The organism is Streptomyces sp. NPDC002889, from assembly GCF_042888425.1.
In the GTDB taxonomy this organism is placed as follows: domain Bacteria; phylum Actinomycetota; class Actinomycetes; order Streptomycetales; family Streptomycetaceae; genus Streptomyces.
Genome location: NZ_JBIAPT010000003.1, coordinates 268,632 through 285,978, shown reverse-complemented (window position 1 = coordinate 285,978; position 17,347 = coordinate 268,632). Strand labels below are relative to the sequence as shown.

At 70.2% G+C, this 17,347-nt stretch carries 14 protein-coding genes; 8 read left to right on the top strand and 6 right to left on the bottom strand.

Features of this window, described 5'->3' with window-relative positions; translation table 11 throughout:
• Window positions 1–36: 36 nt before the first annotated feature.
• Window positions 37–1,416: a DUF2252 domain-containing protein gene (locus ACFYWI_RS06295; RefSeq protein ID WP_389225932.1), complete on the bottom strand. Its 1,380-nt coding sequence runs from the start codon at window positions 1,414–1,416 to the stop codon at window positions 37–39.
• A 246-nt stretch (window positions 1,417–1,662) separates the two neighbouring features.
• On the opposite strand from ACFYWI_RS06295, the gene dnaE reads away from it, so the two are divergent.
• Window positions 1,663–5,202 (top strand): DNA polymerase III subunit alpha, encoded by a 3,540-nt coding sequence (gene dnaE / locus ACFYWI_RS06290; RefSeq protein WP_389225929.1) that lies wholly within the window; start codon window positions 1,663–1,665, stop codon window positions 5,200–5,202.
• Between the two features lie 132 nt (window positions 5,203–5,334).
• On the opposite strand, the gene ACFYWI_RS06285 is transcribed toward dnaE, so the two are convergent.
• Window positions 5,335–5,505: a hypothetical protein gene (locus tag ACFYWI_RS06285; protein WP_389225926.1), complete on the bottom strand. Its 171-nt coding sequence runs from the start codon at window positions 5,503–5,505 to the stop codon at window positions 5,335–5,337.
• Window positions 5,506–5,747: 242 nt separating this feature from the next.
• On the opposite strand from ACFYWI_RS06285, the gene ACFYWI_RS06280 reads away from it, so the two are divergent.
• Genes ACFYWI_RS06280 through ACFYWI_RS06265 form a run of 4 tightly spaced genes read left to right on the top strand, consistent with a single transcriptional unit; the run spans window position 5,748 to window position 9,511 of the window.
• Entirely contained in the window at window positions 5,748–7,025 is a 1,278-nt protein-coding gene (locus ACFYWI_RS06280) for an NYN domain-containing protein (protein ID WP_389225924.1), read from the top strand.
• A 20-nt stretch (window positions 7,026–7,045) separates the two neighbouring features.
• A complete protein-coding gene (locus ACFYWI_RS06275) occupies window positions 7,046–8,020 on the top strand; it encodes an ABC transporter ATP-binding protein (protein ID WP_389226320.1) in 975 nt (324 codons plus the stop codon).
• 38 nt (window positions 8,021–8,058) lie between these two features.
• On the top strand, window positions 8,059–8,850 hold the full coding sequence (locus tag ACFYWI_RS06270; protein ID WP_389226317.1) for an ABC transporter permease: 792 nt from the start codon (window positions 8,059–8,061) through the stop codon (window positions 8,848–8,850).
• 34 nt (window positions 8,851–8,884) lie between these two features.
• Window positions 8,885–9,511 (top strand): ABC transporter permease, encoded by a 627-nt coding sequence (locus tag ACFYWI_RS06265; RefSeq protein ID WP_389225921.1) that lies wholly within the window; start codon window positions 8,885–8,887, stop codon window positions 9,509–9,511.
• A 378-nt stretch (window positions 9,512–9,889) separates the two neighbouring features.
• On the opposite strand, the gene ybaK is transcribed toward ACFYWI_RS06265, so the two are convergent.
• The 4 genes from ybaK to ACFYWI_RS06245 form a co-directional block, all read right to left on the bottom strand.
• Entirely contained in the window at window positions 9,890–10,387 is a 498-nt protein-coding gene (ybaK, locus tag ACFYWI_RS06260) for a Cys-tRNA(Pro) deacylase (RefSeq protein ID WP_389225918.1), read from the bottom strand.
• A 17-nt stretch (window positions 10,388–10,404) separates the two neighbouring features.
• Window positions 10,405–11,145, bottom strand: coding sequence for an LON peptidase substrate-binding domain-containing protein (locus ACFYWI_RS06255; RefSeq protein ID WP_389225915.1), 741 nt, complete (start codon window positions 11,143–11,145; stop codon window positions 10,405–10,407).
• Between the two features lie 5 nt (window positions 11,146–11,150).
• Window positions 11,151–12,182, bottom strand: a complete 1,032-nt coding sequence (locus ACFYWI_RS06250; RefSeq protein WP_389225913.1) for a hypothetical protein — start codon at window positions 12,180–12,182, stop codon at window positions 11,151–11,153.
• A 267-nt stretch (window positions 12,183–12,449) separates the two neighbouring features.
• Window positions 12,450–14,051 (bottom strand): oxidoreductase, encoded by a 1,602-nt coding sequence (locus ACFYWI_RS06245; protein WP_389225910.1) that lies wholly within the window; start codon window positions 14,049–14,051, stop codon window positions 12,450–12,452.
• 152 nt (window positions 14,052–14,203) lie between these two features.
• Here ACFYWI_RS06245 and hisD point away from each other — a divergent pair, with 152 nt between their 5' ends.
• Genes hisD through hisB form a run of 3 tightly spaced genes read left to right on the top strand, consistent with a single transcriptional unit; the run spans window position 14,204 to window position 17,345 of the window.
• Window positions 14,204–15,619 carry a histidinol dehydrogenase gene (hisD, locus tag ACFYWI_RS06240; protein ID WP_389226314.1) on the top strand — a complete coding sequence of 472 codons (1,416 nt, stop codon included), beginning with the start codon at window positions 14,204–14,206 and terminating at the stop codon, window positions 15,617–15,619.
• A 2-nt stretch (window positions 15,620–15,621) separates the two neighbouring features.
• On the top strand, window positions 15,622–16,746 hold the full coding sequence (locus ACFYWI_RS06235) for a histidinol-phosphate transaminase (protein WP_389226312.1): 1,125 nt from the start codon (window positions 15,622–15,624) through the stop codon (window positions 16,744–16,746).
• A gap of 23 nt (window positions 16,747–16,769) precedes the next feature.
• Window positions 16,770–17,345 carry an imidazoleglycerol-phosphate dehydratase HisB gene (gene hisB, locus ACFYWI_RS06230; protein ID WP_389226309.1) on the top strand — a complete coding sequence of 192 codons (576 nt, stop codon included), beginning with the start codon at window positions 16,770–16,772 and terminating at the stop codon, window positions 17,343–17,345.
• Window positions 17,346–17,347 lie beyond the last annotated feature (2 nt).

The following is a 17,347-nucleotide window of genomic DNA, read 5'->3' as shown; positions in this document are numbered from 1 at the left end:
GTGCCATGTGCGGCTGTAAGGGCTCCTTAAAGCGCCTCAGAGCGTCCTGCCGAACTGGCCGAGGCGGCCGTTGCGGAACAGATCCACGAAGATCTGGTGGTCGGCCCGGGCCCGTGCGCCGTAGCTGTGCGCGAACTCGACCAGCAGCTTGCCGAAGCCCTCCTCGTCCGCGGCGATCGCCGCGTCGATGGCGCGCTCGGTCGAGAAGGGCACCAGCGAGTGACCGCTCTCGTCGTCCGCGGCCGCGTGCATCGTGGCCGTCGCGCGGCCGAGGTCGGCGACGACCGCGGCGATCTCCCGCGGGTCGTCGATGTCCGACCAGTCCAGATCCACCGCGTACGGAGAGACCTCGGCGACCAGCTGGCCCGAGCCGTCCAGCTCCGTCCAGCCCAGCCACGGGTCGGCGTGGTCCTGGAGCGCGCGCTGCGAGATCACCGTGCGATGGCCCTCGTGCAGGAAGTAGCCGCGCACCTGCTCGTCGGTGATGTGCCGGGAGACCGCGGGGGTCTGCGCCTGCTTCATGTGGATCACCACATCGTTCTCGAGGGCGTCGCTGTTGCCCTCCAGCAGGATGTTGTACGAGGGCAGGCCGGCCGAACCGATGCCGATGCCGCGCCGCCCCACCACGTCCTTGACCCGGTAGGAGTCGGGCCGGGTCAGACTCGACTCGGGCAGCGTCTCCAGATAGCCGTCGAAGGCGGCCAGAACCTTGTACCGGGTGGCGGCGTCCAGCTCGATGGAGCCGCCGCCGGGCGCGAAGCGGCGCTCGAAGTCACGGATCTCCGTCATCGAGTCGAGCAGCGCGAAGCGGGTGCGCGAGCGGGCGTCGCGCAGCGCGTCCAGCAGCGGTCCCTCGGCGGTGTCCAGCGTGAACGGCGGCAGTTCGGAGATGTCGCCGCCCTTGGCGCCGACCGCCAGTGCGTGGATGCGCTCGCGGTAGGCGGCGGCGTAGATCTGCACCAGTTCGGTGATCTGGTCGTCGCTCAGCGCCTTCGTGTAGCCGATGAGCGCCAGCGAGGCGGCGAGCCGCTTGAGGTCCCAGGTGAAAGGCCCCACATAGGCCTCGTCGAAGTCGTTGACGTTGAAGATCAGCCGACCGTTGGCGTCCATGTACGTGCCGAAGTTCTCCGCGTGCAGATCGCCGTGGATCCACACCCGGCCGGTCCGGTCGTCCAGGTACGGGCCGCTGGGCGGCTTCCCGTCACCGCCACCGCCGTGCTCCCGCTCCAGGTCGTTGTAGAACAGGCACGCCGTACCCCGGTAGAACGCGAACGCCGAGGCCGCCATCTTCCGGAACTTGACCTGGAAGGCGGCGGGGTCGGCGGCCAGGAGGGCGCCGAAGGCGGTGTCGAAGACGGCGAGGATCTCCTCGCCGCGCTCTTCAGCTGTGACCTCGGCGGATCGCGGTACCGACATCGCTTGGTGCCTCCTGGTGCACGGAAAATGGGACAGGCTTTCCGCCCCCTCCAACGCGCGACGGTACTCCGGAGTGCCCGCCCGGTGTCAGTGCGGAGACGTAGACTTCCACGCTGACCCCACAGACTGTCCGCAGCCTGTCGATCAGTGCCACCCGTCGCCCGACCACCGCCCTCGACGGGTCCCCCCGGACTTCGTCCGGGGGGACCCCCATCGCGCCACAGTGTCTTCCGGAGGCCTTCCGCCGTGACCAAGCCGCCCTTCACGCACCTGCACGTACACACCCAGTACTCGCTGCTGGACGGTGCGGCGCGGCTCAAGGACATGTTCGATGCCTGCAACGAGATGGGCATGACGCACATCGCCATGAGCGACCATGGCAACCTGCACGGCGCGTACGACTTCTTCCATTCCGCGAAGAAGGCGGGGGTCACCCCGATCATCGGTATCGAGGCGTATGTCGCCCCCGAGTCCCGGCGGAACAAGCGGAAGATCCAGTGGGGCCAGCCGCACCAGAAGCGGGACGACGTCTCCGGTTCGGGTGGTTACACCCACAAGACCATCTGGGCGGCGAACGCGACGGGACTGCACAACATCTTCCGCCTCTCCTCCGACGCCTACGCCGAGGGCTGGCTGCAGAAGTGGCCGCGGATGGACAAGGAGACCATCGCCCAGTGGTCCGAGGGCCTGATCGCCTCCACCGGCTGCCCCTCCGGCGAGCTGCAGACCCGCCTGCGCCTCGGCCAGTTCGACGAGGCACTCAAGGCGGCGTCGGAGTACCAGGACATCTTCGGCAAGGACCGGTACTTCCTGGAGCTGATGGACCACGGCATCGAGATCGAGCGCCGGGTCCGTGACGGGCTGCTGGAGATCGGCAAGAAGCTCGGCATTCCGCCCCTGGTGACGAACGACTCCCACTACACATACGCACACGAGGCGACTGCGCACGACGCCCTGCTGTGCATCCAGACCGGCAAGAACCTCTCCGACCCCGACCGCTTCAAGTTCGACGGCACCGGCTACTACCTCAAGTCGACCGACGAGATGTACGCGATCGACTCCTCGGACGCCTGGCAGGAGGGCTGCCGCAACACCCTCCTTGTCGCGCAGCAGATCGAGACGGAGGGGATGTTCGAGAAGCGCGACCTGATGCCGAAGTTCGACATCCCCGACGGGTACACCGAGGTGACCTGGTTCCAGGCGGAGGTCCGGCGCGGCATGGAGCGCCGCTTCCCGGGCGGCATCCCCGAGGACCGTCAGAAGCAGGTCGAGTACGAGATGGACGTCATCATCCAGATGGGGTTCCCGGGGTACTTCCTCGTCGTTGCCGACTTCATCATGTGGGCCAAGAACCAGGGCATCGCGGTGGGCCCGGGCCGCGGCTCCGCGGCCGGCTCGATCGTCGCGTACGCCATGGGCATCACCGACCTCGACCCCATCCCGCACGGCCTGATCTTCGAGCGGTTCCTCAACCCCGAGCGCGTCTCCATGCCCGATGTCGACATCGACTTCGACGAGCGCCGGCGTGTCGAGGTGATCAGGTACGTGACGGAGAAGTACGGCGCCGACAAGGTCGCCATGATCGGCACGTACGGCAAGATCAAGGCGAAGAACGCGATCAAGGACTCCGCCCGCGTGCTCGGCTACCCCTATGCGATGGGCGACCGGCTCACCAAGGCCATGCCCGCCGACGTCCTCGGCAAGGGCATCGACCTCAACGGCATCACCGACCCCTCGCACCCGCGCTACAGCGAGGCCGGCGAGATCCGCGCGATGTACGAGAACGAGCCGGACGTCAAGAAGGTCATCGACACCGCCAAGGGCGTCGAGGGTCTGGTCCGGCAGATGGGCGTGCACGCCGCCGGCGTGATCATGTCCAGCGAGACCATCACCGAGCACGTCCCCGTATGGGTCAGGCACAGCGACGGTGTGACCATCACGCAGTGGGACTACCCGCAGTGCGAGTCGCTCGGCCTGCTGAAGATGGACTTCCTCGGTCTGCGGAACCTCACGATCATGGACGACGCCATCAAGATGGTGAAGTCCAACAAGGGCATCGACCTGGAGATGCTCTCCCTCCCGCTCGACGACCCCAAGACCTTCGAGCTGCTGCAGCGCGGCGACACCCTCGGCGTCTTCCAGTTCGACGGCGGGCCCATGCGGTCCCTGCTGCGGCTGATGAAGCCCGACAACTTCGAAGACATCTCCGCCGTGTCCGCGCTCTATCGCCCGGGCCCGATGGGCATGAACTCGCACACCAACTACGCCCTGCGCAAGAACAAGCAGCAGGAGATCACCCCGATCCACAAGGAGCTCGAGGAACCCCTCACGGAGGTCCTCGACGTCACCTACGGCCTGATCGTCTACCAGGAGCAGGTCCAGAAGGCCGCCCAGATCATCGCCGGGTACTCGCTCGGCGAGGCCGACATCCTCCGCCGCGTCATGGGCAAGAAGAAGCCCGACGAGCTCGCGAAGAACTTCGTCCTCTTCCAGAAGGGCGCCCGGGAGAAGGGCTACAGCGACGAGGCCATCCAGGCCCTGTGGGACGTGCTGGTCCCCTTCGCCGGATACGCGTTCAACAAGGCGCACTCCGCCGCGTACGGCCTGGTCTCCTACTGGACGGCGTACCTCAAGGCCAACCACCCCGCCGAGTACATGGCGGCGCTGCTCACCTCGGTCAAGGACGACAAGGACAAGTCGGCCGTCTATCTGAACGAGTGCCGTCGCATGGGCATCAAGGTTCTTCCGCCCAACGTCAACGAGTCCATGGCGAACTTCGCCGCCCAGGGCGACGACGTGATCCTCTTCGGCCTCACCGCCGTGCGCAACGTCGGCCAGAACGTCGTCGAGTCGATCATCAAGTCCCGCAAGGCGAAGGGGAAGTACAGCTCCTTCCCCGACTTCCTCGACAAGGTCGAGGCCGTCGTCTGCAACAAGCGCACCGTCGAGTCGCTGATCAAGGCGGGCGCCTTCGACGAGATGGGACACACCCGCAAGGGCCTGGTCGCCCACCACGAACCGATGATCGACAACGTGGTCGCGGTCAAGCGCAAGGAGGCCGAGGGGCAGTTCGACCTCTTCGGCGGCATGGGTGAGGAGGACACCAGTGAGCCGGGCTTCGGGCTCGACGTCGAATTCTCCGACGTCGAGTGGGAGAAGTCCTATCTGCTCGCCCAGGAACGCGAGATGCTCGGCCTGTACGTCTCCGACCACCCGCTCTTCGGTATCGAGCACGTCCTGAGCGACAAGACCGACGCGGCGATCTCCCAGCTCACCGGTGGGGAGCACGCGGACGGCGCGGTCGTCACCATCGGCGGCATCATCTCCGGGCTGCAGCGCAAGATGACCAAGCAGGGCAACGCCTGGGCGATCGCCACCGTCGAGGACCTGGCCGGCTCCATCGAGTGCATGTTCTTCCCGGCGACGTACCAGCTGGTGTCGACCCAGCTGGTCGAGGACACGGTGGTCTTCGTCAAGGGCCGGCTCGACAAGCGCGAGGACATCCCGCGGCTGGTCGCGATGGAACTGATGGTCCCCGACCTGTCGTCGGCCGGCACCAACGCCCCGGTGGTCGTGACCATTCCGACGGTCAAGGTGACCCCGCCGATGGTCACCAGGCTCGGGGAGATCCTCAGCCACCACAAGGGCAACACCGAGGTACGGATCAAGCTCCAGGGCCCCCGCAAGACCACGGTGCTGCGCCTGGACCGGCACCGGGTGCAGCCGGACCCGGCGCTCTTCGGCGATCTGAAGGTACTGCTCGGCCCGTCCTGCCTGGCCGGCTGATCCGCCCTCCCGCACGCGGTTGCGGCGGGTACCGGAACAACAGAGGCGCGTGCCCGGGTCGTAGCGGTACGTGCGCACACAGAAGGGGCGCCCCCGTCGTCACGGGTGCGCCCCTTCTCGTCCTGCGCGGGGTCAGTTGTGACCGAACCGCTTCTGCCGGCCCTTGTGGGCAACATCGGACGGAGTGACCTGCGACTGCCGCTGTTCGGCCTGCGCCTCCATGGCCGAACTGCGGGCCTGCTCGGCGCCGCGCTCGGCCGCCGAGGACTTCTGACTTCGGTCACGGTTCTTGTTCTTGGCCATGGTGGTGCCTCCTGTGGGACGTAGGGCCAGGGCCGCTGTCAGACTCACATAGCAGAACAACCGCCGCATTTTGGATCATTACGGTGTGTAGTAGCGGGTTGTTGAGGGTAGGGGCGGAAGGATTCGCCACGCCGATGATCGAGTTCCGGCCGTTAACCCTCCCGTGGTCGGGCAGACTCGACGGAAACCCGGAACAATCCCCGATCCGGAACCTTCCCCGATCCCGAAGTTCCCGAAAGAGGGTGGAACGCGTGGACCGCTGCGTCGTCCTGGTGGACGCCGGATATCTGCTGGGTGCCGCCGCGAGCCTCCTCGCGGGAGAACCGGCGCGTTCCCGGATCACCGTCGACCACGCCGCTCTCATCCAGGGACTGCGCGAGCTCGCCGAGGCGGACACCCAGCGCCCGCTGCTGCGCATCTACTGGTTCGACGGCGCGCCCGACCGGGTCCCGCAGCCCGAGCACCGGCGGCTGCGCGTCATGCCGCGGGTCACCGTCCGTCTCGGCGCCCTGACCCGCAGCGACGGCCGCTGGGCACAGAAGGGCGTGGACGCCGCCATGCACGCCGAGCTCACCGAACTGGCCAGAAATCGCGCATGCTCGGACGTGGTGCTCGTCACCGGTGACGGTGACCTGCTCCCCGGTCTGATGTCCGCGAAGGAACACGGCGTCGCCGTCCATCTGTGGGCCGTACAGGCCGCCGACGGCGACTACAACCAGTCCGAGGACCTCGTGGCCGAGGCCGACGAACGGCGGGTGCTCGACCGGGCATGGATCACCCGCGCCGTACGGGCCAAGGAACTCAACGGGATCTGCGCCCCGCCGCCCGTGCCCCGCCCCGAGATCGCGGCGATCCTCTCCGCCCCGCTGCCCGAATCGGCGCTCGCCGCCTCCGCCGAGCGTGCCGCCGAGGCCGTACGCAACGGCTCACAGCCCGCACCCGTGGAGAACGGCTCCGCGCCCGCCCCGGCCCCGGCCACCTCCAAGGGCGTGCCCACCCCCAAGGACCTGGCCGGACTGCGCAGCCCCGGACAGCCCACCTCACCCCATCCGCCCGGCGCCACCCTGCGCTGGTCCTCCGACAAGGGCTGGGTGGAGCGGCCCGGCAGCGCGCTCGGTGAGCCGCCCGAGACCGCCTCCCTGCCTACCCTCGCCCAGCTCACCAGCGCCGAGCAGCGCTGGGCCGACCGTGAGGAGGACATCACCACGGTCGGTGGCGACCCGTTCGAGGTGGGCCAGGTCTTCGCCCGGCGCTGGATGGAACGGCTGCCGGAATCGAGCCATGTGCACAAGCTGTCCACCATGTACCCGCGCATCCCGCACCGCATCGACGGCGAACTGCTGCGGTACGCCGCCCGCTTCGGGCTTCTCGCCCACAAGGACGACCAGATCGACGAGCACGACCGCTATGCGATCCGGGCCGGTTTCTGGCGCGAGATCGATGTACGGGCGGCCGCCGAGCACACCCCCACGGGGGAGCAGGCGGGGCCCGAGGGCATCCGGGGCGGGCGGACCCCGTAGTCTCGTACCTCGTGAGTACGGTGTGCGTGGTGCGGGATCTCGTCAAGACGTACCCCGCCGCGCGCGGCAGGCGGGGGACGCCCGGGACTCCCGAGGTGCGGGCCACCGACGGGATCAGCCTCGATGTCGGGCGTGGTGAGATCTTCGGACTGCTCGGACCCAATGGCGCCGGCAAGTCCACCCTCGTACGCCAGCTGACCGGACTGATGCGTCCGGATTCGGGCGGTGTCGAGGTACTCGGCCACGATCTGGTGCGCCACCCCGAGCGGGCGGCCCGGCTCATCGGCTACCTCGGGCAGGAATCCACCGCACTCGACGAACTGACCGTCGCGCTCGCCGCCGAGACCACCGGTCGGCTGCGCGGGCTCACCGCACGTGCGGCGCGGGCCGAGCGCGACGCCGTCCTGGAGGAGCTCGGGCTGACCAAGATCGCCGGGCGCCCCCTGAGGAAGCTGTCCGGCGGGCAGCGCCGGCTCGCCTGTTTCGCGGCGACGCTGGTCGGCGAGCGGCCGGTCCTGGTACTGGACGAGCCCACCACCGGCATGGACCCGGTGGCCCGACGCGCGGTCTGGGCCGCCGTCGACCGGCGGCGGGCCGAGCATGGCGCGACCGTCCTTCTCGTCACCCACAACGTCATCGAGGCCGAGACCGTCCTCGACCGCGTCGCCGTCCTCGACCATGGCCGGGTCATCGCCTGCGACACCCCCGCCGGGCTCAAGGAACATGTCGCCGGCGAGGTCCGGGTCGAGCTGGTGTGGCGGGACCGGGCACCCCTGGACGTGCCCGAGGTCGCAGCGCTGCGCGACGTCGCGCAGGAGTCCGGGCGGCGCTGGGTGCTCCGGCTGGCACCGGAGGAGGCGCGGGCGGCGGTCGCGGCGGTGACGGGCGGAGCGGCGTTCGCTGCGCTCGACGACTTCACGCTGGCCACGCCGAGCCTGGAGGACGTGTACTTGGCACTCGGGGGGAACGCGACGAAGGGGCTGGTCAAGGCGTGAGCATCGGGTCCGCCGCAGAGGCGGTGGCCGGGCAGGCCATGACACGGAACGCGGTGGCGTCGTCGAACGGCACCGCGGCGCCACTGGCGCCGAGGGCACGGCTGCTGCCGGCGCTCGCCGCGGTGTACCGGGCGCAGCTGTCGCGGGCCCGGGTGGCCCGCATCCCGCTGCTGTTCGTGGCGACGTTCCAATCGGTCGGGATCATGGTCCTGATGCGCGGGGTCGTCGACGGCGAAGCGGAGGCAAGGGCGGTCGTCGCGGGGGCGAGCGTGCTCGTCGTCGCGTTCGTCGCACTCAATCTGCTCGCGCAGTACTTCGGGCAGCTACGGGCCGGTGGCGGCCTCGACCACTATGCGACCCTGCCGGTGCCACCGGCGGCCGTGGTGCTCGGGGCGGCCGGTGCGTACGCGTCCTTCACGGTGCCGGGGACGGTGGTCACGGCGGTCGCGGGAAGCGTGCTGTTCCAGCTGCCGCTGACCCATCTGTGGGTGCTGGCCGCGGTGATCCCGCTGTCCGGGGCGGCACTCGCCGGCCTCGGCGCGGCGCTCGGGCTGCTCGCGCCACGCCAGGAACTCGCGACGCTGCTCGGGCAGTTGGGCATGTCGGCGGCGCTGCTGCTGGGCGTGCTGCCGGCCGACCGGCTGCCGGGGCCCATCGGGTACGCCCGTGATCTGCTGCCGTCCACGTACGGGGTGGAGGCGCTGGCCCGGACCTTCGACGCCCGTCCGGACTGGCCGGCCGTCGTCCTGGACCTCGCGGTCTGCGCGCTCGTCGGGGCGGTGTCGCTCACCGTGGCGACGTGGGCCTACCGGCGGGCGGCAGTCCGGTGAGGCGGCGCGTCCGCCCGCCTGGCACGATGGCGGGGTGACCGCACCTCTGACGCCGCCGCACCAGCCACCGCCGAACGACAATCCGTGGCAGTCCTCCCCGCCGCCTCCGTACGACGGGGCCGAGAAGGCTGCCCCGGACCCGGAGGGGGACCTCAAGCGGGACCTGCGGGACGCGGCCGTGGTGGCGCTGGTCATGACGGTGCTGGGCGTGGCGCTGGGCCTGCTGTGGCTGTGGCTGGCGCCGAAGGTGCCGCTGGTCTCCAACGGCGAGGCGGTCTTCCTCAAGGACACCGAGGGCGAAGAGGCGATCGGCGCGGACGGAACGTTCGTACTGCTGGGCGTCGCGTTCGGAGCTGTCACCGCGGCAGCGGTCTTCTGGCTCCGCCGCCGCGGAGGCATCGCCCTGGTCGTCGCCCTGGCGGTGGGCGCCCTGCTCGGCTCGTTGCTGGCCTGGGGCGTGGGCGTCTGGTTCGACCCCGCGCAGGACGTGGCCCAGCGTGCGCGGGAGGTGGGCGAGGGCGTCCCCTTCGACGCGTACCTGAAGCTCGAGGCGCAGGGGGCGCTGCTGGCGTGGCCGCTGACGGCGATGGTGGTTCACCTGGGGCTGACGGCGCTGTTCGGCCCGCGGGACCCCGAGCCGGAGTGGGAGCAGGACATCTGACAGGGGTTCTTGACCGGGGTTCCGCCCGGACCCCCGCCATTTCTGTGCGCCCGCCGACGCGGCTCGCGCCTCGCGGCGGCGGCTTCGCGCCACCGGTGCGGCGGCGTGAACGTGCAGCTCCGCTGAGTGGGATCCGGGCGATCCCGGAGGCGGATTCGCAGGTTTCTTGCCTTGCCCCGGGCCGAGGCCCGACGACGGCACCGTCGGGCCGGCGGCGCGGGCGGTGCGAACGGTGGGTCCGCTCCGGCGGGCCCAGGTGCTTGCGTACAGCGGCGGCTTCGCGCCGCGGAACGGGACGGGGCACCGAGAGCCCGGGTTCCTTTCGGGATCGCCCTGCGCGGGCGCGTCCCCCCGTGGTGGCAGCCATGCCCTCCGGGGCTACGCGCGGCCGATCGGTGCCAGGACCGCGTCGGTGAGGGTGGCCAGGTCCGTGGGGGAGAGCTCGACCTCCAGGCCGCGGCGGCCGGCCGAGATACAGATCGTGGTGTGCATCGCTGCCGAGGCGTCCAGGACCGTGGGAAGGCGTTTGCGCTGGCCCAGGGGGGAGATGCCGCCCCTGACGTAGCCCGTCGTGCGTTCCGCCGCCGCCGGGTCCGCCATCGTCGCGCGCTTGCCACCGACCGCCGCAGCCAGGGCCTTGAGGTCGAGCTGGCCCGCCACCGGGACCACCGCCACGGTCAGGGCGCCGTCGACGTCCGCGACCAGGGTCTTGAAGACCCGGTCCGGGGAGACGCCGAGGGCTTCTGCCGCCTCCTCGCCGTACGACGGGGACGACGGGTCGTGGTCGTACGCGTGGAGGGTGAAGGGCGTGCCCGCCGCCGTCAGGGCCACCGTCGCCGGTGTGCCGTTCGGCTGCTTCTTCTGCTTCTTCGCCAAGACAGGGGTCCCTCGCGTCAGTTGGGGCTCGTCGGCTGCCGGGTCAGATCGATCGCAGGCAGCGACGGCAGGTGGCGGATGACCGCCGTCTCCGAGCGCAGCAGCGTCAGCTCCTCGCGCAGCCGCGTCGCCGTGTCCGGCGCCTGCAGCAGCCGCTGCCTGGTAGGTGTGTCCAGTACCGCCGCGGCCGCGACCAGATATGACACCACCGACGGCTCGTCCGGCAGGTCGGCCCCCGTCGACAGCGACCGCTCCCGTGCCCCCGCCAGCCGCTTCTGGTAGCTGCGGAAGGCCCGCAGCACCCCCTCGGCCAGCACTCCCGCGCCGTCCCCGGACTCCTCCGGGATCTCCTCCAGTTCGGCGGTCAGGAACGGTCCGCTCGCGTCCACCGAGAGCAGTTTGACCCGGGTCGTACCGGTCGCGAGAACCTCGAAGCTTCCGTCCCCGCGCTCGCGGATCGTCGCCGCGTCCGCGACACAGCCCACCTGGTGGAACGCCTGGACCGGGTCGGTCCCGAAGCCGGCCGCAGGTCCCCGCTCGGGCAGCGCCGTCCGGTCGGGCATGCCGGGAGCGGTCGGTGCGACCTCGAAACCGTCGCGGATGGCGACCACGGCGAAGCGGCGAGGCTCGGACTCGTCCGTCTTCAGCAGTTCCCGCATCATGGCGCGATACCGCTCCTCGAAAACGTTCAGGGGCAGCACGAGGCCTGGGAACAGCACCGAGTTCAGCGGGAAGAGGGGGAGGCGAGCGGTGGTCACAGCCGTTAAGAGTAATGGCCGCCGACCGAGCTCCGTCCGCGCTGTCCACGCAGTGGCCTCATCGCCGCGACCTCGATCCGTACTCCCTCCCTGGCCTGCAGGAACTGCCCCAGCGGATCGTCCGTCACAAACGTCCACGGGAACGAGGTCGCATACAGTCCGATCAGCCGGAACTGTTCCAGCGCATCCGCCCAGCGGCCCCGCGCCACCAGTACGTACGCCAGCAGATTGCGTACCTCGGCCGGCCACGGGTCCCCGGCTTCGTAGTCCTTGGAGAGCGTGATCGCCAGATCGGCGGCGGCATCGATCCGGTCGTTCTGCACGGACGACACGGTCTCGCCGCCCAGCAGCTGGGCGAACGCCGCCCGCGCCGGCAGTGCCTGCACCAGTGAGCCCGGCAGTGCGTCCTCGGCCGCCCGCTCGGCGAAGTCGAAGCACTCGCGGTGGGAGCCGTACCACTGGGCGGACAGATACTGCAGCGCCGCGACGTGGCACCCGTAGTGGTGCGAGGAGCGCCGTACCGCCTGCTCCCACAGTGACTCGAACGCCGTGTGCGTGGCGTGTGTGCCGCGCGCGTGGTCCAGCGCGATACGCCAGGGCACCGGATCGTTCTGCTCGGCGTCCGCAGCCGCGTCGATCAGCGGGCCGACCTCGCGCAGCCGTTCCGCACGCGCCGGCGAGTCCCAGGCCTGACGGACCGCGAGCTCCGCCTTGACCACGAGGGCGTCCGGGTCACGGGGCGCGGCCCTGAGCCAGTCGCCGAGCCATTCGCCGCGGTTGTGGGCGAAGGCGGCGAGCCGCATCACATACCGGTCGCGGTTCTCCCACTCGGCCGATTCCCGCGTGGTCGCCAGCAGCTTCGCGGCCGGTTCGTATTCACCCAGCGAGGCTGCGACCAGCGCCGGACCCAGCCGGTTGTCCGGGACGTCGAGCAGCACCGCGTCGTCGGGCGGGAGGCCGTCGGACAGGTGCGGCGTATGACGGATCATGCGTGCGGCACGAATCAGGGCGCGGAGCAATGACATGGTGCGGACCATTGAAAGCCGCAGGTGAAACGCGGCGCCAGAGGGTCGGCTGTGAAGAGTTCGTAGCGGCGGAATGGTTGTCCTGACGAAAGCCAAGAGAGCGTAAAGAAAGTGGCTCGGGCGAGACGATAGGCCGATCCGGCAGGCGGTTCCGGGCGGTCTCGGGTAAGGCTCCGGCGGGCTTCGGGCGGGGCTCCGGCGGTTCCGGGGTCTCGGGGCGGGGCCACGGGGATTCCGATGCGGCTCCGGTCCGGGTCCGGACCGGACCTCGGGCGGGTCTCAGGTGCGGCGCAGCAGCCTCGACGCCCCCGCTGCCACGGTGGTCGCGAGGATCCAGCCGAGCAGCACCAGCACCGCCGACACCCACTGCCACTGGTCGTCCAGCCGCCAGTACCCGTCCTGGCCGAGATTGATCACCGGCAGCAGCAGATCCAGGGCGAACAGCGCCGGGTTCCACTGCGGATGCTCATCGGCCTTGATCGGCGGCGGGGCGATCTGGGCGAAGGCGATCGCGCCCGCCGCCCACAGCACCGCCATCCACAGCGCGGCCCGGCCCGGCCGGTAGCCGTATGCCACCGTCCAGTCCTGCAGATAGCCCCAGAGCTTCGCAGCCAGCGGCAGCGTCTCGCGGCGGCGGCGCTGCTTGGCCAGCAGCACCTCGCGGGCATCCGCGTCCTCGCCGCAGTTGCGCAGCACGGTCGCCAGGCGCTCGTACGGTTCCGGCGAGTACTCCGGCGTCGCCGACGCCACCCAGTCCAGCCGCCGTGCCAGCGGGAACTCCTCGTACGGCACCAGGTTCTCGTAGACGAAGCCGCCCATCGCGAGACCGCCGGGCCCCGGCCAGCTGGAGGCCCGGTCGATCAGCGTCACCACCTTCGCGCCGTTCAGAACGACCCGCCCCTCCTCGGGGCGCTCGGCGTTGAAGCGCAGTTCGGGTGTCGCGATCCTGCGCAGCGACAGCTCCTCACGGGGGCTGAGCACGAACACGGCCCGTTGGAGGTCGATCGCGTCGCCGAACCGCCCGTCGTCCAGCCGTACCCCGCCATGGCACTCGAAGGGCCGCAGCCGGGTGCCGCGGCCCGACGCGCCGAGGGTGGCGACGCCGAACGGGGGAGTGGCGCCCTGGTTGCCCGTGAGCTCGCTCACCCAGGCGCCCGTCATGTACAGCGTCCGCTCCACACTCAGCTGCGGTGCGTTGAGCGCCCGCCGCTCGGCTGCTGCCCGCAGTCGGCTGCCGCGCAGGCTCATCGACACGCCGACCTTGGCGCCGCGCAGACTGAACTCGCCGTACGTCTCTATCAGTTCGGCCTGTAAATCCTGCGCGACCGACATGCCGTCGGCGGTGATCGCGCGGCCCCGGCGGTCGGGCCGCACATGGATCTGGTTGATCAGCAGATCGGTGCCGATCTGCGCGTCCGTGAGCCGGATGCCGTGCTCCACCCGGCAGCGCGGCAGATGCAGATCGCCCTCGGTTCGCAGTCGCGCGGCCTCTATGCGCGGGATCGCACAGCCGACCATGCGCACCGTGGTGAAGTGCGCCTCGGGCATGAGCAGCTCGCTCTCGAAGCGGCAGCCGTTCAGCTCCACGTACGGGGCGATGCGGCCGCCGGCGAGCTTGAGCGTGCCGGTGATCTGCACCCCGCGCAGTTTGAGGGCCGCGACCCGGCCGGGTCGGGCCGGGGGCCCGCTCAGCAGCAGCCGGGCCACGATGGAGGCACGGACACTGCGCTCGGGGCCCCAGGGGCGCGGCGCGAAGGGATCGTTCAGGAGGGGATCGGTGTCGCTGAGGTCGTGCGTGCTCCCGTTCCGGAAGGCGTTCCACATGAGCAGTTCGGTCGGGCTCAGTCCGTCCGGAGGCCCGTCGTCAAGCGGCTCGGTCACTGCCGCCCCTCCGCTTCGTTGGCTCGTACAGCTGTTCTTCCCGCTGGGTAGCGGTCTGAACGCTAGTGGTCATGGTCAAGAACTGAGGCATGTATCAGCCAGTGATACGGAAGACCAGAGGCCTGAGCCGGTCTGAGAGAATTGGTCCCGTGCTGCGATCTAATCTTCTGGCTCGAATCGACCTGCGCGGCGGCGCTCTCCCCGAGGGCGGCGCGCTGCGCGACCTGCTGCCCCGTGCCGAGTTCGACGTGGAAGCCGCCCTGGAGAAGGTGCGGCCCATCTGCGAGGCCGTGCATCATCGGGGCACCGCGGCACTGATCGACTACGCGGAGCGGTTCGACGGCGTGAAGCTGGAGCAGGTGCGGGTGCCCGCGGCCGCTCTCGCCGCGGCCCTGCAGCAGCTCGACCCCGCGGTCAGGGAGGCGCTGGAGGAGTCGATCCGGCGTGCCAGGACCGTGCACCGCGCACAGCGCCGCAAGGACCACACCACCCAGGTCGTGCCCGGCGGCTCGGTGACCGAGAAGTGGGTTCCCGTCCAGCGCGTCGGTCTGTACGCCCCCGGCGGCCGGTCGGTCTACCCGTCGTCCGTCGTCATGAACGTCGTCCCGGCCCAGGAAGCCGGCGTCGAGTCCATCGCGCTGGCGTCCCCGCCGCAGAAGGAGTTCGACGGCCTGCCGCACCCCACGATCCTGGCGGCGTGCGCGCTGCTGGGCGTCGACGAGGTGTACGCGGCGGGGGGTGCCCAGGCCGTCGCGATGTTCGCGTACGGCACCGAGGAGTGCGCCCCGGCCAACATGGTCACCGGCCCCGGCAATGTCTGGGTCGCCGCCGCCAAGCGCTACTTCACCGGCCGCATCGGCATCGACACCGAGGCGGGTCCCACCGAGATCGCGATCCTCGCCGACGCGAGTGCCGACCCGGCCCACGTCGCTGCCGACCTGATCAGCCAGGCCGAGCACGACCCGCTCGCGGCGGCCGTCCTGGTCACCGACTCCGTCGAGCTCGCCGACGCGGTCGAGCGGGAGCTGGAGCCCCAGATCGCCGCGACCAAGCATGTCGAGGACCGGATCGTCCCGGCCCTGAGCGGCAGGCAATCCGCGATCGTCCTCGTCGACGGCGTCGAGGAGGGCCTGCGGGTGGTCGACGCGTACGGCGCCGAGCACCTGGAGATCCAGACCGTGGACGCGCCGGCCGTGGCGAACCGGGTGCGCAACGCGGGCGCGATCTTCGTCGGCCCGTGGGCGCCCGTCTCGCTGGGCGACTACTGCGCCGGCTCCAACCACGTGCTGCCCACCGGCGGCTGCGCCTGCCACTCCTCCGGCCTGTCCGTGCAGTCCTTCCTGCGCGGCATCCACATCGTCGACTACACCCGTGACGCGCTGGCCGACGTCACCCACCACGTGGTCACGCTGGCCGAGGCGGAGGACCTCCCGGCGCACGGCGCGGCCGTGAAGGCGCGTTTCGTCGGAGGCGAACAGGACGAGCGCAGTGTCGGAGGCGAACAGGACGAGCGCAGTGTCGGAGGCGCACAGGACAAGCACAGCGGATGGAAGGTGCCCGGCCAGTGAGCATGTCCAGCACCGGTGCCGGCATCGGCATCGATGATCTCCCCATCCGTGACGAGCTGCGCGGGAAGTCCCCGTACGGTGCTCCGCAGCTCGACGTACCGGTACGGCTGAACACCAACGAGAACCCCTACCCGCTGCCCGAGCCGCTGGTGGAGCGCATCGCCGAGCGGGTGCGAGACGCCGCACGCCTGCTCAACCGCTACCCCGACCGGGACGCTGTCGAGCTGCGTACGGAGCTCGCCCGCTACCTCACCCGGACGACCGGGTACGAGGTCGCGCTCGCCAACGTCTGGGCGGCCAACGGCTCCAACGAGGTCATCCAGCAACTGCTGCAGACCTTCGCAGGGCCCGGCAGGACCGCGATCGGCTTCGAGCCCTCCTACTCGATGCACGGCCTGATCTCGCGCGGCACCGGCACCGGCTGGATCTCCGGCCCGCGCAGCGACGACTTCACCGTCGATGTCGCCGCCGCCACGGCCGCCATCGCCGAGCACCGCCCGGACGTCGTGTTCATCACCTCGCCCAACAACCCCACGGGCACCGCGGTCGACGCCGACACGGTGCTGGCGCTGTACGAGGCCGCCCAGGCCGCCAAGCCGTCCCTGGTCGTGGTCGACGAGGCGTACGTCGAGTTCAGCCACCGCGCCTCGCTGCTGCCCCTGATCGAGGGCCGCCCGAACCTGGTGATCTCCCGGACCATGTCCAAGGCGTTCGGCGCGGCCGGGCTGCGCCTGGGCTATCTGGCAGCCCACCCCGCCGTGGTGGACGCCGTCCAGCTGGTGCGGCTGCCGTACCACCTGTCCGCCGTCACCCAGGCGACCGCGCTGGCCGCGCTGGAGCACACCGATACGCTGCTCGGCTATGTCGAACAGCTCAAGACCGAGCGGGACCGCCTGGTCGACGAACTGCGTGCCATCGGCTACGAGGTCACCGAGTCCGACGCCAATTTCGTGCAGTTCGGCCGGTTCGACGACGCACAGCTGGTGTGGCGGCAGATCCTCGACCGGGGCGTCCTGGTCCGGGACAACGGGGTACCCGGCTGGCTGCGGGTGACCGCGGGTACGCCCGAAGAGAACGACGCGTTCCTCGATGCGGTTCGCGCACTGAAGAAGGAGCAGAGCTCGTGACTCGCGTTGGGCGTGTTGGAAGAATTGAGCGCACCACCAAGGAGACCTCGGTCGTCGTCGAGATCGACCTCGACGGCACCGGGAAGGTCGATGTCGCCACCGGCGTCGGCTTCTACGACCACATGCTCGACCAGCTCGGCCGGCACGGACTGTTCGACCTGACCGTCAAGACCGACGGCGATCTGCACATCGACACCCACCACACCATCGAGGACACCGCCCTCGCGCTGGGCGCCGCCTTCAAGCAGGCCCTCGGCGACAAGGTGGGCATCTACCGCTTCGGCAACTGCACCGTGCCGCTGGACGAGTCGCTCGCCCAGGTGACCGTGGACCTGTCGGGCCGCCCGTATCTGGTGCACACCGAGCCGGAGAACATGGCGCCGATGATCGGCACCTACGACACCACGATGACCCGGCACATCCTGGAGTCCTTCGTGGCGCAGGCCCAGATCGCGCTGCACGTGCACGTGCCGTACGGGCGCAACGCCCACCACATCGTGGAGTGCCAGTTCAAGGCGCTGGCCCGCGCGCTGCGTTACGCCAGCGAGCGCGACCCGCGCGCCGCCGGCATTCTCCCGTCCACGAAGGGCGCCCTCTAATC

Coding starts and splice junctions, on each gene's coding strand:
- ACFYWI_RS06295 (WP_389225932.1), bottom strand. CDS start 1,416: ATGTCGGTACCGCGATCCGCCGAGGTCACAGCTGAAGAGCGCGGCGAG.
- ACFYWI_RS06285 (WP_389225926.1), bottom strand. CDS start 5,505: ATGGCCAAGAACAAGAACCGTGACCGAAGTCAGAAGTCCTCGGCGGCC.
- ACFYWI_RS06270 (WP_389226317.1), top strand. CDS start 8,059: ATGACACGGAACGCGGTGGCGTCGTCGAACGGCACCGCGGCGCCACTG.
- ACFYWI_RS06250 (WP_389225913.1), bottom strand. CDS start 12,182: ATGGTCCGCACCATGTCATTGCTCCGCGCCCTGATTCGTGCCGCACGC.
- ACFYWI_RS06235 (WP_389226312.1), top strand. CDS start 15,622: ATGTCCAGCACCGGTGCCGGCATCGGCATCGATGATCTCCCCATCCGT.